Annotated in this window: 14 protein-coding genes; 3 read left to right on the forward strand and 11 right to left on the reverse strand. The window is 55.1% G+C overall.

Translation table 11 applies throughout. The annotated features are described in order from the left end of the window. The first annotated feature begins 16 nt into the window (after positions 1-16). On the forward strand, positions 17-1,024 hold the full coding sequence (gene flk, locus M2374_RS06195; RefSeq protein ID WP_181689114.1) for a flagella biosynthesis regulator Flk: 1,008 nt from the start codon (positions 17-19) through the stop codon (positions 1,022-1,024). On the opposite strand, the gene M2374_RS06200 is transcribed toward flk, so the two are convergent. Further along, positions 1,021-2,199 (reverse strand): MFS transporter, encoded by a 1,179-nt coding sequence (locus tag M2374_RS06200; RefSeq protein WP_096756337.1) that lies wholly within the window; start codon positions 2,197-2,199, stop codon positions 1,021-1,023. The two genes, flk and M2374_RS06200, sit on opposite strands and share 4 nt — an antisense overlap. Positions 2,200-2,436: 237 nt before the next feature. Further along, the gene (gene fabB, locus M2374_RS06205; protein WP_096756333.1) at positions 2,437-3,657 is read right to left on the reverse strand and encodes a beta-ketoacyl-ACP synthase I; all 1,221 of its coding nucleotides are present in this window, start codon (positions 3,655-3,657) and stop codon (positions 2,437-2,439) included. A 159-nt stretch (positions 3,658-3,816) separates the two neighbouring features. Between fabB and mnmC the strand changes: the two genes are divergently transcribed. After that, a complete protein-coding gene (gene mnmC, locus M2374_RS06210) occupies positions 3,817-5,820 on the forward strand; it encodes a bifunctional tRNA (5-methylaminomethyl-2-thiouridine)(34)-methyltransferase MnmD/FAD-dependent 5-carboxymethylaminomethyl-2-thiouridine(34) oxidoreductase MnmC (protein WP_181688908.1) in 2,004 nt (667 codons plus the stop codon). A gap of 53 nt (positions 5,821-5,873) precedes the next feature. On the opposite strand, the gene M2374_RS06215 is transcribed toward mnmC, so the two are convergent. From M2374_RS06215 to prmB, 6 genes are read right to left on the reverse strand one after another with little or no spacing between them, the layout of a single operon-like run. Next, entirely contained in the window at positions 5,874-6,152 is a 279-nt protein-coding gene (locus M2374_RS06215) for a YfcL family protein (RefSeq protein ID WP_096756331.1), read from the reverse strand. Between the two features lie 32 nt (positions 6,153-6,184). After that, positions 6,185-6,733, reverse strand: a complete 549-nt coding sequence (locus tag M2374_RS06220; RefSeq protein WP_181688907.1) for an elongation factor P hydroxylase — start codon at positions 6,731-6,733, stop codon at positions 6,185-6,187. Continuing rightward, positions 6,733-7,542 (reverse strand): sulfite exporter TauE/SafE family protein, encoded by an 810-nt coding sequence (locus M2374_RS06225; protein WP_096756329.1) that lies wholly within the window; start codon positions 7,540-7,542, stop codon positions 6,733-6,735. Before M2374_RS06225 ends, M2374_RS06220 begins: the two co-directional genes overlap by 1 nt. Continuing rightward, positions 7,542-8,366, reverse strand: coding sequence for a penicillin-insensitive murein endopeptidase (mepA, locus tag M2374_RS06230; RefSeq protein WP_137362117.1), 825 nt, complete (start codon positions 8,364-8,366; stop codon positions 7,542-7,544). Before mepA ends, M2374_RS06225 begins: the two co-directional genes overlap by 1 nt. Positions 8,367-8,369: 3 nt before the next feature. After that, positions 8,370-9,455, reverse strand: coding sequence for a chorismate synthase (gene aroC, locus M2374_RS06235; RefSeq protein ID WP_096756327.1), 1,086 nt, complete (start codon positions 9,453-9,455; stop codon positions 8,370-8,372). A 37-nt stretch (positions 9,456-9,492) separates the two neighbouring features. Continuing rightward, positions 9,493-10,425: a 50S ribosomal protein L3 N(5)-glutamine methyltransferase gene (gene prmB / locus M2374_RS06240; RefSeq protein WP_115257887.1), complete on the reverse strand. Its 933-nt coding sequence runs from the start codon at positions 10,423-10,425 to the stop codon at positions 9,493-9,495. A gap of 166 nt (positions 10,426-10,591) precedes the next feature. Here prmB and smrB point away from each other — a divergent pair, with 166 nt between their 5' ends. Further along, positions 10,592-11,143, forward strand: coding sequence for an endonuclease SmrB (smrB, locus tag M2374_RS06245; protein WP_096756325.1), 552 nt, complete (start codon positions 10,592-10,594; stop codon positions 11,141-11,143). 108 nt (positions 11,144-11,251) lie between these two features. Here smrB and sixA read toward each other — a convergent pair whose 3' ends face one another. The 3 genes from sixA to fadI all read right to left on the reverse strand — a co-directional run bounded on the left by sixA (position 11,252) and on the right by fadI (position 15,403). Beyond that, a complete protein-coding gene (sixA, locus tag M2374_RS06250) occupies positions 11,252-11,737 on the reverse strand; it encodes a phosphohistidine phosphatase SixA (RefSeq protein WP_135911667.1) in 486 nt (161 codons plus the stop codon). 208 nt (positions 11,738-11,945) lie between these two features. Continuing rightward, on the reverse strand, positions 11,946-14,093 hold the full coding sequence (fadJ, locus tag M2374_RS06255) for a fatty acid oxidation complex subunit alpha FadJ (RefSeq protein WP_181688906.1): 2,148 nt from the start codon (positions 14,091-14,093) through the stop codon (positions 11,946-11,948). Beyond that, positions 14,093-15,403 carry an acetyl-CoA C-acyltransferase FadI gene (gene fadI, locus M2374_RS06260; protein WP_181688905.1) on the reverse strand — a complete coding sequence of 437 codons (1,311 nt, stop codon included), beginning with the start codon at positions 15,401-15,403 and terminating at the stop codon, positions 14,093-14,095. Before fadI ends, fadJ begins: the two co-directional genes overlap by 1 nt. Positions 15,404-15,513: the final 110 nt, after the last annotated feature.

A 15,513-nucleotide genomic window follows, 5' to 3' on the forward strand; every position in this document is an offset into this window, starting at 1 on the left:
TTAAGGAACAGAGATGATGCAGCCCATTTCAGGTACGCCCGCGCGCCCTCCCGGTGAAGGCCAAAACGCCCCTTCCGTTGCGGGCGAACAACCGTTATCCACGCAACAACGTACCGTGCTGGAACGACTGATTACCCGTCTGATTTCACTTACCCAACAGCAGAGCGCTGAGGTGTGGGCCGGAATGAAGCACGATCTGGGCGTCAAAAGTGATACGCCGTTACAGTCACGTCACTTTCCTGCTGCAGAACAAAACCTGACCCAACGACTTGGGGTTGCTCAACAAAAGCATGTCAATCGTCAGGTGCTGGCGCAGCTTACGGAACTGCTGAGTCAGGGGAATAATCGTCAGGCAGTGAGCGATTTTATCCGTCAACAGTACGGACAAACGGCACTCAGCCAACTCACGCCCGATCAGTTGAAAAATGTGCTGACGCTATTGCAGCAGGGGCAGCTTTCTATTCCGCAGCCGCAGCAACGCCCGGCAACCGCTCGCCCTCTGCTACCCGCCGAGCACAACACGCTGAATCAACTGGTTACAAAAGTAGCGGCCGCTACAGGAGAATCCGGCAAGCTGATCTGGCAGTCGATGCTGGAACTGTCTGGGGTAAAAAGCGGTGAGCTGATCCCGGCAAAACAGTTTACGCACCTGGTCACCTGGCTACAGGCGCGCCAGACGCTGAGCCTGCAAAATGCCCCGACGTTGCAAACGTTGCAGGCGGCGCTCAAGCAGCCGTTAGAGCCAAATGAACTTGTGGCCATCAAGGACTACGCGCAGCAAACGTATCAGATCCAACCGCAAACGATTCTTACCACCGTGCAGATACAGGATTTGCTCAATCAAATCTTCCTGCGCCGCGTTGAGCGTGACAGGGAGCAGGAATTAAGCGATCCGCGCCACATCCAGCCGATTTACAGCCCGTTCACGCCAGTGATTGAAACCGTTAAATCACTGTCGGCGCGACCGGGACTGCTATTTGCGGCGCTACTGGTTGTGTTAGCTATATTCTGGCTCGTCGTTTAGCTTTTGCGCAACGTCAGCAGCGTCACAACAATCCCCACCACCGCGGAAATCGCCCCGGCAAGGAATACCGAGGAATAGCCGTACGCGGTGGCCAGAACACCCGCGACAGGACCGCTTACGCCGTAGGAGATATCCTGAAATGCGGCGTAACCACCGAGTGCAGTACCGCGTACCTGTGCAGGAACGCGCTTCACCACCTCCACGCCCAGCGCCGGGAAGATCAGCGAGCATCCGGCCCCGGTTAATGCTGCACCCAGCAGCGCAATCCAGGCCGTTGGCGCCTGCCAGAGCAGCAGCAGCCCCACGGTTTCAACCAACAAAGAAACCACCGCCACCTTCACGCCGCCAAACCGATCCGGCATCCAGCCAAATAGAATGCGCATGAGCACAAACGCACCGCCGAACGCGGTCAGGGTAAAACCTGCCATCGTCCAGCCGTTGCTGACAAAATAGAGCGAAATAAACGTGCCGATCACCGCAAACCCCACGCCCTGCAGCGCTAACCCCAGCCCCGGTTTCCAGATAAGCCCAACCACGCTCCATAGCGAAGGACGTTCCCCCGCATGGGCGGGCACTTTACGCACGGTGCCGTTGAATGCCCATGCCAGCAGCGGCAATGCCATGGTGGTCGCCGCCAGCGCTGCAAAGCCAAAATGGCTGTGGATCAGCAGACCCAACGGCGCACCGGCCGCCAGGGCGCCGTAAATCGCCATCCCATTCCACGACATCACCTTGCCGGAACGCGTTGGCCCAACCAGCCCCAATCCCCAGGTCAGGGTGCCGGTCAACAACTGACTTTCGCCAAAGCCGAGGATCAGACGTCCGACAATCAACAACGCAAACTTTACTGGAACGGAAACGGGTAAAAGTGCCGCTAATAGCCACGCGACTCCCGCCAGTGCACAGGCCAACATCCCCTGCAGCGCCGAACGTTTGGCACCGTATTGATCGGCTAAGCGCCCGGCGTAGCCACGTGTTAAGACCGTTGCCAGAAACTGGATGCCCACGGCAATGCCGACCATGGTGTTGCCATAGCCTAGCTCCTGGTGCACAAACAGTGGGATGACGGGTAAAGGTAGCCCGACCGTCATATAGGTCAGGAAAACGGCAAAAGCGATACGAAACAGCGACACATTCGCCGACGGTGTTTTTTCTTGTTGGGTTACTGCTGTCATGCGTTACTCCAGAATGCAGAGTAAGGCGAGGAATGCCCACGCCCCCCTCTACCTGACGATCAGGATTAAGGTGCGTTGGATAACGTTAAACGCTTACGCATTATCATGAGGATAATGTTGAACCTGGAGTCTGCCTGTAAACCAGATTAATTGTCAACGATATAAAAAAGGGGAGCCAGGCGGCTCCCCTTACTGTATAGCATGGACCGGATAACAAATCCGGCCTGTTCTGATCTCTTACGCTTTCAGCTTACGCATAACCAGCGTGGCATTCGTGCCGCCAAAGCCGAAGCTGTTGGACATGACGGTCGTCAGCGCTTTTTCAGTCGGTTCGGTCACGATGTTCAGACCCGCCGCCTGCTCGTCCATCTCTTCGATGTTGATGCTTGGTGCGATAAAGCCGTGTTCCAGCATCAGCAGGGAGTAGATAGCTTCCTGCACGCCAGCCGCGCCCAGAGAGTGACCAGTCATCGCTTTGGTTGCGGAGATCGCCGGGCTGTTGTCGCCGAAGACTTCACGGATAGCGCCCAATTCTTTCACGTCGCCTACCGGAGTAGAGGTACCGTGGGAGTTCAGGTAGTCGATTGGCGTATCTACGCCGTTCATCGCCATCTGCATGCAACGCACTGCGCCTTCACCTGATGGAGCCACCATGTCTGCGCCATCGGACGTTGCGCCGTAGCCAACGATTTCAGCATAGATATGCGCGCCACGTGCCAGAGCGTGTTCCAGCTCTTCAACCACAACCATACCGCCGCCGCCTGCGATAACGAAACCGTCACGGTTCGCATCATAAGTACGGGATGCTTTTTCCGGGCAGTCGTTATATTTGGTAGACAGTGCGCCCATGGCGTCGAACTCACAGGCCATTTCCCAGCACAGCTCTTCGCCGCCGCCAGCAAAAACGATATCCTGTTTGCCCAACTGAATCTGCTCAACCGCATTACCGATACAGTGCGAAGATGTCGCACAGGCGGAGCTGATGGAGTAGTTCACACCGTGGATTTTAAACGGGGTTGCGAGGCAGGCAGACACACCTGAGCCCATCGCTTTTGTGACCACATACGGGCCAACCGCCTTCAGGCCACGCGGGCTACGCATTGCGTCAGCGCCGAACACCTGAAAACGTGGGGAGCCGCCGCCGGAACCTGCAATCAGGCCAACGCGCGGGTTATTCTGGTAAACTTCTGCAGAGAGGCCGGCGTCAGCCACTGCCTGCTCCATAGAAAGGAATGCATAGATGGATGCGTCGCTCATAAAGCGCACAACTTTACGGTCAATGAGTCCAGTGGTATCCAGTTTTACGTTGCCCCAAACGTGGCTACGCATGCCGGAGTCCTTCAGCTCCTGAGAGAAAGTGATCCCTGAACGTCCTTCACGCAGAGATGCCAGGACTTCCTGCTGGTTATTACCGATGCTGGAAACGATGCCCAAGCCAGTAATCACTGCACGTTTCATTCAATACCTCTGTAAGTCGCACTATTTTAAAGTTTCGAGTGGCACAATAGCGTACACTTGTACGCCGAACAAGTCCGATCAGCCATTTTATGTGGAAATTTGCGCACTCAGGCACTCATCGTTAAGATCGAGACACAGCAAGCCAGACGAGTAACTTACGTGAAACAATACGCGATACAACCTGCCAACCTCGAATTCAACGCTGAGGGTACACCTGTTTCCCGAGATTTTGACGATGTCTATTTTTCTAACGATAACGGGCTGGAAGAGACGCGTTATGTCTTTCTCGGCGGCAATCATCTCGCGGACCGATTTCCCACCCATTCACGCCAGTTATTCATAGTGGCGGAAAGTGGTTTTGGCACTGGGCTAAACTTCCTCACACTCTGGCAGGCATTTACGACTTTTCGCACTGCGCACCCTGACGCTACCCTGAAAAGATTACATTTCATCAGTTTTGAAAAATATCCGTTGACGCGTGACGACCTGAAGTTGGCCCATCAGCATTGGCCGGAACTGGCTCCGTGGGCTGAGCCATTACAGGCTCAGTGGCCGCTACCGTTAGCAGGTTGTCATCGACTGCTGTTGGATGAAGGTCGGGTTACGCTGGATTTGTGGTTCGGCGATATTAACGACCTCACCAGTAAGTTGGATGAATCCCTGAACCAGCAGGTCGACGCCTGGTTCCTTGACGGTTTCGCGCCGGCAAAAAATCCCGATATGTGGACGCCAACGCTGTTTAACGCCATGGCCCGGCTAGCCCGTCCGGGCGGCACGCTGGCAACCTTCACCTCCGCAGGTTTTGTCCGGCGGGGCTTGCAGGACGCCGGTTTTACAATGCAGAAATGCAAAGGCTTTGGGCGCAAACGTGAAATGCTGTGCGGCGTGATGGAACAACACCTCACGTTCCCGTCACCCGCACCGTGGTTCTCACGCGCCAGCACGGAAAAACGGGAAGCGGCTATTATCGGGGGCGGTATTGCCAGCGCACTGCTGTCGCTGGCTCTCTTACGTCGTGGCTGGCAGGTAACGCTGTATTGCGCTGACGATAAGCCTGCGCAGGGCGCATCCGGTAATCGTCAGGGCGCACTTTATCCTTTACTCAGTAAACATGACGCCGCCATTAATCTCTTTTTCCCCACCGCATTTACCTTTGCCCGACGTCTGTATGACGCCCTGCCGGTGGATTTTACCCACGACTGGTGCGGCGTAACGCAACTTGGTTGGGATGAAAAAAGCCAACAGAAAATCACCCAGATGTTGTCGCTTGCCTTACCCGACGACCTCGCGCTGGCCGTTGATGCTGAGCAGGTTCTGCAAACAACCGGCGTCGCAACCAACTGCGGCGGGATTCAGTATCCTGGCGGAGGATGGCTGTGTCCGGCGCAGCTCACCGCCGCCGTACTGGATTACGCCACGACGCTGGGATTACGCACCCATTACCAACATACACTGGCATCACTTGTACAGCAGGAAAACAGCTGGCAGCTTCAGTTTGCGACTGGCGAAACCGTCGAACACGAGGTAGTGGTGCTGGCGAATGGTCATCGCATAAATCGCTTTGATCAGACCCAACCGTTACCGGTTTATTCTGTCGGCGGTCAGGTGAGCCATATCCCCACCACGCCTGCACTATCGGCCCTACATCAGGTGTTGTGTTACGACGGCTACCTCACGCCGCAAAATCCGGCCAATCAGCATCATTGCATCGGTGCGAGCTATCGTCGTGGTGAGGAAGAGACAACGTATCGCGAGGAGGATCAGCAGCAAAACCGCCAGCGTTTACTCGACTGCTTCCCGCATGCCGCATGGGTAAAAGAGGTGGATGTCAGTGGGCAATCGGCACGCTGTGGCGTTCGCTGCGCCACCCGCGATCACTTACCGATGGTCGGCAATGTGCCGGACTATGAGGCAACGCTCAGCCAGTACGCCAATCTGTCAGAACACAAAGAGACCGCCGCGCGCGCACCGGTTTACCGTGACGTCTTTTTGCTGGGCGCGCTGGGCTCGCGCGGACTGTGTTCCGCCCCGCTGTGTGCAGAGATCCTGGCCGCGCAAATGAGTAATGAACCCATCCCAATGGATGCAGAAACCCTTGCCGCGTTAAATCCGAACCGTTTATGGGTGAGAAAATTAGTGAAGGGAAAAGCGGTAAAATCCTGAGGTCATCATTGCGGGCCGCATGAGTCGTTAACGGCATCCGGCCCGCAAGGCAATTATTGTTGTGTCGCCTTCTGGAACAACGTGTCCCACATCTCTTTTACTAACGCCTGGTCACGCGGCGAAAGTTCGCCCGCGCTGATGGCTTTTTCCAGGCTGCTGGTAACATTGGCGTACAGTGCCTCAGCGGAATGGTCGTCGCCGCCGTCCAGTTCTGCCACAGCCAGCGTCAAGTGTCCACGCAAGTACCCACTGGCAAACAGCTCATCATCGCTGGCATGTTCTACCATATCGTCGATTAGTACCAGAATGCGTGATTCAAACTCCGCGATCATCTTATTTCCTCATTGTAAACGTGGCAGCCGCTTCAGTTGAGCGCTTCGGGCCACGGGAATTGTTCCGCCTTAAGTTCAGGCGTGTGATAATAATTCTGTAACGCACGAATAAAACGCGCCGGACGTTCAGGAATGCCGTTTTCCAGATACGCCATCACCTGGGCATGAACACGACGCTGGAACACCACGCGATCCGGTTCAAAGTCCCCTTCCAGGTTGTCGCAGCTAACGTTAAACGGATAGCCCGCCGCCATGCAGAACAGCCAGTCAAATGCCTGGGGCTTCACTTCCACGTCTTCAAACTGACATTGTGTTTTAGCGTCACGCCCGTCCGGGCAGTACCAGTAACCAAAGTCGACCAGTTCACGGCGCTCTTTACCAGCAATGCACCAGTGTGAAATTTCATGTAGTGCACTGGCGTAGTAGCCATGGGCAAAAACGATCCGGTGATACGGCAATTCTGTATCTGCAGGAAGGTAGATCGGTTCGTCATCGCCTTTAATCAGACGGGTATTAAATTCATCGGCAAAGCAGCCGTTAAAAATATCAATTAACTGTTCATAGTGATGGGTCGTATTCATTAGTTCATCCCCAGCCAGTGGAGAATCTCCTGTCCATGATTATCATAAAGTAGCTTGGCGCTCATCACTGCGGAGACAATGACGATCATTGGCCGAATCAGTTTTTGTCCTTTGCTGAGGACCAGTCGTGACCCCATTCGTGCGCCAATAAATTGGCCGATGAGCATCACAAAACCGGTGGCCCAAATCACTTTGCCCCCCAGCGCGAACAGCAGCAGCCCGCCGATATTCGAGGTGGCATTCAAGACTTTGGCGTGCGCCGTGGATTTCGCCAGGTTGTAACCGCACAGCATGACAAAGGCCAGCGCGTAAAACGATCCGGCTGCCGGGCCAAAAAAGCCATCGTAAAAACCGACGCAGCCCCCGGCGACCAGCGCAAAAGGCAGGCCGTACAGCCGACGCTGTCGGTCTTCTTCACCCAGCTTAGGCATTAACAGAAAGTAGAGACCGATACAGATAACCAGAATCGGCAGGATCTGGCGCAAAATGTCCGACTGCACATGCTGGACCAGCAGCGCGCCGCTCATTGAGCCGATGAAGGTCATGGCGATATTAAGCTTCTGGTCAGCCAGGTTCACCACGCCACGGCGGATAAAATAGAGCGAAGCGGAGATGGACCCTCCGCAGGCTTGCAGTTTATTCGTTGCCAGCGCCTGAGCTGGCGGCATGCCTGCGGCCATCAGCGCAGGAATGGTGAGTAAACCGCCGCCACCCGCCAGGGAATCAATAAATCCCGCCAGAATGGCCACAAAAAAAAGAACGCCCAACAGCAGCGGAGACACCATAAACAGATCGGCAAAATTATCCATTAAAGTACATGCTCATCCAGTAGCGCCTGGCAGGAAGGCGGCAACGGAGGCGGTGTCTTCTTCTCAGGCTTAGTGGTTCCCGGTTTAGGAGGTTCGAACCAGCTTTGCAGCTCCGCGCCACAGCCATCACCCGGTGGAGGTAACGGTTGATCTTCGCACTCAAGACTGTCGGCAGGACAACGTAACCGGACATGCATATGTGCACGGTGTTGGAACCATGGCCGCACTTTACGTAACCAGTCCCTGTCGCTCCCTGCATCCAGACAAAGTTGCTGTTTAATTGCCGGATTCACGAAAATACGCGTTACATCATTATCTTTTGCCGCCAGCCTGATCAGACTGAAAATCTCCGGCTTCCACAGTGACGGTACGACACGTTTGCCATCCTGAGCGACCAGATCCAGCGCCTGTGGTCGCAGCAGTTGCGACTGCGTCCAGCGCGTCTTTGGCAGTTGCAGGAAAATATCGACATCCAGCCCCGTCTGGTGGCTGGCGTGTCCGCCGTTGAAACGTCCACCGGCCGGCATACCCATATCGCCGATTAACACCGTCCCCAGTCCCAGATTATTGGCCTGGGTACTCAGACGCTGGATGAACGTCACCAGGTCAGGATGACCAAAATAGCGACGTTGATCGGTGCGCATCACCTGATAGTGTTCGGACTGTACGGGCAGCGTCTCTGCCCCCACAATGCAGCCATTGGAAAACGCGCCGATAGACTGCGCGCTACCTGCCACCGGGTGGGTAATTTTCTGCCAGGGCGTCGCCGCCAGGCAGGCCGAACTGGCAAACAGTGCCAGCGCCGCAAGTGCCGTTTTTTTCATTTCTTACCAGCGTGGAATGTCAGTCTTTACATCCGCATTCTGCGCCCGCTGACGCAGCAGGTGATCCATCAGCACAATCGCCAGCATGGCTTCTGCGATCGGCACCGCGCGGATCCCAACGCACGGATCGTGACGTCCTTTGGTTATCATCTCGACTTCTTCGCCAAAGCGGTTAATAGTGCGCCCGGGAACGGTAATACTGGAAGTCGGTTTCAGCGCCATATGTGCAACAATTTGTTGCCCGCTGCTGATGCCCCCCAGAATGCCGCCAGCATGGTTACTCTGGAAACCCTCTTTGGTGATTTCATCACGGTTCTGACTACCGCGCAACGCAACAACGTCGAAGCCGTCGCCAATCTCCACGCCTTTCACCGCATTAATGCTCATCAACGCATGGGCGATGTCAGCATCCAGACGGTCAAAAACAGGTTCGCCGAGACCGGCCGGTACACCGCTTGCAACCACGGTCACTTTTGCACCGATGGAGTCACCCTCTTTCTTGAGTGCACGCATCAGTTCATCCAGCGCGGTGATTTTGTCCGGATCCGGGCAAAAGAACGGGTTTTGTTCGACCTGAGACCAGTCTTTAATTTCCAGCGGTATATTGCCCATTTGGGTCAGGCATCCGCGGATTTCGACGCCGAATTTTTCCGCCAGGTATTTTTTGGCAATCGCCCCGGCCGCCACGCGCATTGCCGTTTCGCGCGCGGACGAACGCCCGCCGCCACGGTAGTCACGCACGCCGTATTTCTGCTCGTAGGTGTAGTCGGCATGGCCTGGACGAAAAACATCCTTAATGGCGCCGTAATCCTGCGAACGCTGATCGGTATTTTCAATCAACAGGCCAATACTGGTGCCGGTGGTGACGCCGTCAAACACGCCGGAAAGGATTTTCACCTGATCCGGCTCGCGACGCTGCGTGGTGTAACGCGAGGTTCCCGGACGACGTCTGTCGAGATCGTGCTGCAGATCAGCTTCTGTCAGCGGAATACCCGGCGGAACACCATCAACGATACAGCCGAGCGCCAGCCCGTGTGATTCACCGAAGGTCGTTACGCGAAAGAGTTGTCCAATTGTGTTTCCTGCCATCACCGCTCCGTTATCGTTGTTGTGTGTGCGTGTGTCGTTAATCTTTATAGATGCTGAAATGTTCGCGAGCGGCAATCAGCTGCGCTTTGGTCAGCATGAATACGCCATCACCGCCGTTGTCGAATTCCAGCCACGTAAACGGCACGTCCGGATATTGTTCCATCAGATGTACCATGCTGTTACCGACTTCACAAATCAGAATACCGTTGTCTGACAGGTAGTCCGGCGCATTGCCAAGAATGCGACGGGTCAGCTTCAGCCCATCACTTCCGGACGCCAGGCCCAGCTCAGGTTCGTGGCGATACTCATTCGGCAGATCGGACATATCTTCCGCATCCACATACGGCGGGTTGGTCACAATCAGGTCATACTGTACTTTCAGCAGGTCACGGAACAGATCGGAGCGGATCGGCGTCACGTGATTGATCAGACCATGCTCTTCAATATTGTGCTCGGTCACCGCCAGGGCGTCAGTGGAAATATCCACCGCGTCCACTTCGGCTTCCGGGAAGGCATACGCGCAGGCAATAGCAATACAGCCGCTGCCGGTACACATATCGAGAATGTGCTGCGGCTGCTCGCTGATAAGACCGGCAAAGCGATTATTGATCAGCTCGGCAATCGGTGAGCGCGGCACCAGCACGCGTTCATCAACATAGAATTCGTGACCGCAGAACCAGGCTTTGTTGGTCAGGTAGGCAACCGGGATACGCTCGTTAACGCGGCGAATTACGCGCTCAACAATACGGTGGCGTTCGCTGGAGGTCAGGCGCGCAGTGCGCATATCTTCAGGAATATCCAGCGGCAGGTAGAGTGACGGCAGCACCAGTTGTACCGCCTCATCCCATGGGTTATCCGTCCCGTGACCATACCAGATATTCGCCGCGCTAAAACGGCTGACCGCCCAACGCAACATGTCCTGAATGGTATGCAGTTCACTCACTGCTTCATCAACGAAAATTTTATCCACGTATTCCTCCAGGGCATGCTCGTATTAAATTCGGCGGCTAGTTTGCCACGAAGACGGCGATAAATCAGCATTCACGCCGAGCCTGAGCGCGAAAATTGCGTTTTAAGCGATCGGATGCCCATCGAGTCGGGTTAAACTAACGGAAAATAAAAGATGAGACGCTCAAATGAAAAAGAAAACATCGCTCAGCGAGGAGGATCAGACGCTGTTTCGCCAGTTGATGACCGGCACTCGTCAAATTAAGCAGGACACGATTGTCCATCGACCGCCGCGTAAAAAAATCACCGAGGTGCCGGTTAAAAGGCTGTTGCAGGAACAGGCTGATGCCAGCCACTATTTCTCTGATGAGTTTCAGCCGCTGTTGAACACAGAGGGTCCGGTCAGATATCTGCGGGCCGACGTCAGCCACTTTGAACTGAAGAAAATGCGCCGTGGTGACTACTCCCCGGAACTGTTTCTTGATTTACACGGGCTGACGCAACAGCAGGCTAAACAGGAACTCGGGGCGCTGATTGCCGCCTGTCGTCGTGAACACGTCTTCTGCGCCTGCGTCATGCACGGCCACGGAAAGCACGTTCTGAAACAGCAAACGCCGCTTTGGCTGGCGCAACATCCGCACGTGATGGCTTTTCATCAGGCGCCTAAAGAGTACGGCGGCGACGCCGCGCTGCTGGTACTGATTGAAGTGGAAGAGTGGTTACCGCCCGAACTTCCCTGAGAACGGAAAACAGAAAGAGCCGCAGTTGCGGCTCTTTTTATTGCAGGCTCATGTCAAAGACGTTTTACCGGATGGCTGCGCTCGCGCTGGATCCGGCCAACGAAACGACTATATCGCTTTCGCCATCTTCAGATTACACGGGCTCATCTGCCAGTTGAAAACGCCCTTTCCGCTCTCATCAAGCGTGACGCTGGCAATCGCAGATGTGGTAAACATCGGCGGCGTTTCACCCGGACACAGCTCGGACACCAGATATCCCACCAAAGGCAGGTGAGAAATGACCAGCGCCGTAGCGACACCTTCATTGGCCAGTGCCTGTAAATAGACGCTGACCAGACCGACATCGCCGCAGGGAGTCAGCTCCGGCAAAACATCCACACCGGTTGGCAGGTTCATACATTCCCCGACCACATCCAGCGTTTGTTCGGCTCGCAGGAACGGGCTCACCAGAACACGTTCGATATCCACTTTTTGACCTTTCAGCCAGTTCGCCATCAGGCGAGATTCGTCACAACCGCAGGAGGTTAAGGGACGAACCGAATCACTGGCGGCATCGAGGGCCGCGTCGCCGTGACGCATGATAAAAACTTGCATATTGCACCGCTTTTGTTAACCAGAAACACCAACACCTTTAGCTAACGCCCCTATTGGCGAGGGTAAATGTGTGGTGGCCGGCATTGTGCCTTATCCATTCACCGAATGAAACGCTGTTTTTTACCTTAATGGCGTAAGTATAGTCAATCTCTGTTTACATTTTGAGCTTAACTCGTACATTCGGTGCGGATTCATCTTACCTTTGACCTCATGAATTCAGGTCAGTTTCCCCGTGCTTCCAGAAACTATCTCCGCGTTCCGCCATCTGCAGTAACGGTTCACACGGCGTAAACCGGGAACCATACTGTGTAGTCAGTCGTTGCAGAACCGCAACCACTTCACCCGCCCCGAGGGAGTCCATATACCGGAACGGGCCGCCGAGGAATGGCGGAAAACCAATACCAAACACAGCGCCGATGTCACCATCGCGTGCGCTGCGGATAATCTTCTCATCGAAACAGCGTGCCGCTTCGTTGAGCATTAACATGACACACCGCTCTGCAATCTGCGGGCCACTGAGTTTGCTCTGCCCCTGGACGCCAATAAGCGTATAAATTGCAGGGTCGACCTGTTTTTTGCTTTTACGCCCTTTCGCACCATAAAGATAGAAACCCCGACCATTTTTTCTACCTTTGCGATCATCATTCAAAATTGAAGCAACAACATTTGCAGGTGCGCTAAAACGTTCACCGTAAGCGGCTTCCAGTACAGGTATAATTTTAGTGCCTGTATCAATTCCGACCTCATCCAAAAGTTGGATTGGCCCTACCGGAAAACCAAACTTTACCAGCGCAGCATCAATCTGCTCAACGCGCTCGCCCTCGGTCAATAAGCGGATAGCTTCGTTGATGTACGGAGCAAGAATGCGATTTACATAGAACCCGGCCTTATCCTGCACCACAATCGGCGTTTTCCCCTGTTTTTTCGCCAGTTTAACCGTGGTGGCAATAGTGCGTTCAGACGTAGTTGTATGAGGAATAACTTCCACTAGCGGCATTTTTTCTACCGGACTAAAGAAGTGCAAACCAATGACCTGCTCAGGTCGCGCCGCATTGGCCGCAATGTCGCCAATGGGTAGAGATGAGGTGTTGGAGGCAAAAATGGTATGAGGCGCACAATTGTGCTCAACATCTGCCACCATCTGTTGTTTCAACGCCAGATCTTCAAACACCGCCTCAATTACCAGATCTCGATGCGCAAAACCGCGAAAATCGGTGGTGCCTGAAATCAGCGCCAGCTGTTTGTCACGCTCGCCGGCTTTGAGATGGCGGCGGCGAACTTTTGTTTCAAGCTGATCCCAACTGTATTTCAGCGCGTGGTTGATTCCCTTAGCATTGATATCTTTGATACGCACCGGCAAGCCGCCTTTGCAGGCCGTCACGTAGGCAATCCCCCCGCCCATCAGCCCCCCGCCCAGAACCCCGACGCTGTTTAGCGGACCGGGTTGTACCTCGCTACCGGGATCTTTTTTCACGTCGGTGTTTGCAAAAAAGACGTTACGCAGAGCCTGAGACTGCGGCGTCATCGCCAGCTCACCAAACGCGCGGGCTTCGGCGTCATAGCCGCTGCTGCTGCCCTGCGCCAGACCAGTCTCGATCACCTCAAGAATACGATGGGTTGCAGGGTAATTTCCCTGCGTTTTCTGTACGGTCTTTTTACCGACCATACGGAACAGCAGCGCCCGCCCCAGCGGTCCGGCCAGAATGCGTTCCCGTACCGGCAGGCTATGGTGTACCGAACTCTCCTTTTTAGCCAGTTCCACCGCTGCTTCCAGCAAAATGGTCTGCGGCACAACCTCGTCCACCAACCCCACTTTCAGCGCCTGTTTAGCGCGTAATTGTTTGCCGGTCAGGATCATGTCCAGCGCAGTGCTAACGCCAATCAGACGGGGCAACCGCTGCGTGCCGCCAGAGCCGGGTAACAGACCAAGCTGTACTTCCGGCAGACCCAGCACGGTTTTAACGTCATCAGTACAAATACGGCTATGACACGCCAGCGCCATCTCCAGACCGCCGCCCAGACAGGCACCGTGAATGGCAGCGATAACCGGGATCGGCAACGCATTAATTTCCGCCATCATCTGTTGCCCCTGACGAGCCAGGGTTTCGGCTTCCTGCGCACTGCGGCAGTTGCCGATCATATTGATATCCGCCCCGGCGATGAAATTATCCGGCTTCGCCGAAATAAACACCACGCCACGCAGATCTTTGTTATCGCGAATTTGTTTCAAAATAGCCCGCACCTGAGAAGCAAACTCTGCTTTCAGGGTATTCATTTTCTCTCCGGGCACATCAATGGAGACCACCGCCACGTTATCCAGACGCACGTGTAGCGTAAAAGCCGATGCCATTTCCATTATTCCGCCTCCAGAACCATTGCCGCACCCAGACCACCCGCCGCACACGCGGTGACCAAACCAAACCCACCACCACGACGCCGTAATTCATGCAGCGTTTGGGTGATCATGCGCGCGCCGGTCGCGGCGAAAGGGTGTCCGTAGGCAATCGAACCGCCCAGCACGTTAAATTTGCTGTCATCCACTTCGCCAGTGGCATGTGCCCTACCCAGAACGTCACGAGCAAAACGTTCGCTGCCAAGCAGTTGAATATTCGCCAGCGTCTGCGCGGCAAAGGCTTCATGCATATCAATCAGCGTGAGATCGGCCAGAGTCAGGCCCGCGCGCTCCAGAGCCAACGGCGTCGACCACGCCGGGCCCAGCAGCATATCCTGCCAGACGTCGATGGCAGTAAACGCAAAACTGCGTAGATAGCCCAGCGGCACCAGTCCCAGCTCTCTCGCCCGGGACTCCGTCATCAAAATCACCGCAGCGGCGCCGTCGGTCAACGGTGTACTGTTTGCCGCCGTGACGGTGCCGTGTTTACGGTCAAACGCCGGGCGCAGTTTGGCGTAATCCGCCAGCGTAGAGTTTCCGCGAATATTGTTATCTTCTGAGAAGGGATCTTTAAACGGCGGAGCATAGGTGGTCATCACCTCGTCTGCCAGTTTGCCTTCGGCCCAGGCCTGAGCGGCTCGCTGATGCGAACGGTACGCCAGAGCATCCTGCTGCTCACGCGTGATGCCGTAGGTTTTCGCCATTTGCTCTGCCGTATCCCCCATACGTAAGCCGGTGGAATACTCAGCAACTGCAGGTGGGACCGGCATCAGGTCGCGCAAACGCAGTCGGGAAAAAAGCTTCAGCCGCTGACCGGTGGTGCGGGCTTTATTGACGTCCACCAACACCCGCGCCAACTTTTTGCTGACGCCAATTGGCAGCACGGAAGAGGAGTCAGCCCCGCCAGCAATACCCGCACGGATGGTTCCTGCCATCAGGCTTTCCGCGACATTCGCCACCGCCTGAAAACTGGTGGCGCAGGCTCTGCTCACGCTGTAGGCATCGGTATGTACGTTCATCCCGGTGCCCAGCACAATTTCACGGGCGATATTGGGCGCTTCCGGCATTTGCACAACCTGGCCAAAAACCAGTTGTTCAATGGCATCGGCAGGAATTTCACTGCGCGCCAGCAACTCACCGACAACCATTTTTCCCAAATCAACGGCGGGAATGCCATGAAACGCGGTTGCCTGACGGGCAAAAGGCGTACGCAATCCGCTCACAATGGCGATGCGATCGCCCTGACGGGTAACCAGCGGTAAAGCCTGACTCATAACACTCCCCTGTTAAAAAATAAAATAAGTGGTCTGACCTGATCACAGTCTTAACCAATTTTTTACATTTAGCCAAGTGGAGAGAAATGAAAGTGGGAGCTATGGCACAG

The organism is Citrobacter sp. JUb117, from assembly GCF_024809055.1.
In the GTDB taxonomy this organism is placed as follows: domain Bacteria; phylum Pseudomonadota; class Gammaproteobacteria; order Enterobacterales; family Enterobacteriaceae; genus Citrobacter; species Citrobacter gillenii.

Coding starts and splice junctions, on each gene's coding strand:
- sixA (WP_135911667.1), bottom strand. CDS start 11,737: ATGCAAGTTTTTATCATGCGTCACGGCGACGCGGCCCTCGATGCCGCC.
- smrB (WP_096756325.1), top strand. CDS start 10,592: ATGAAAAAGAAAACATCGCTCAGCGAGGAGGATCAGACGCTGTTTCGC.
- flk (WP_181689114.1), top strand. CDS start 17: ATGCAGCCCATTTCAGGTACGCCCGCGCGCCCTCCCGGTGAAGGCCAA.
- fadJ (WP_181688906.1), bottom strand. CDS start 14,093: ATGGAAATGGCATCGGCTTTTACGCTACACGTGCGTCTGGATAACGTG.
- M2374_RS06225 (WP_096756329.1), bottom strand. CDS start 7,542: ATGGATAATTTTGCCGATCTGTTTATGGTGTCTCCGCTGCTGTTGGGC.
- mepA (WP_137362117.1), bottom strand. CDS start 8,366: ATGAAAAAAACGGCACTTGCGGCGCTGGCACTGTTTGCCAGTTCGGCC.
- aroC (WP_096756327.1), bottom strand. CDS start 9,455: ATGGCAGGAAACACAATTGGACAACTCTTTCGCGTAACGACCTTCGGT.
- M2374_RS06215 (WP_096756331.1), bottom strand. CDS start 6,152: ATGATCGCGGAGTTTGAATCACGCATTCTGGTACTAATCGACGATATG.
- M2374_RS06200 (WP_096756337.1), bottom strand. CDS start 2,199: ATGACAGCAGTAACCCAACAAGAAAAAACACCGTCGGCGAATGTGTCG.
- fadI (WP_181688905.1), bottom strand. CDS start 15,403: ATGAGTCAGGCTTTACCGCTGGTTACCCGTCAGGGCGATCGCATCGCC.
- M2374_RS06220 (WP_181688907.1), bottom strand. CDS start 6,733: ATGAATACGACCCATCACTATGAACAGTTAATTGATATTTTTAACGGC.
- fabB (WP_096756333.1), bottom strand. CDS start 3,657: ATGAAACGTGCAGTGATTACTGGCTTGGGCATCGTTTCCAGCATCGGT.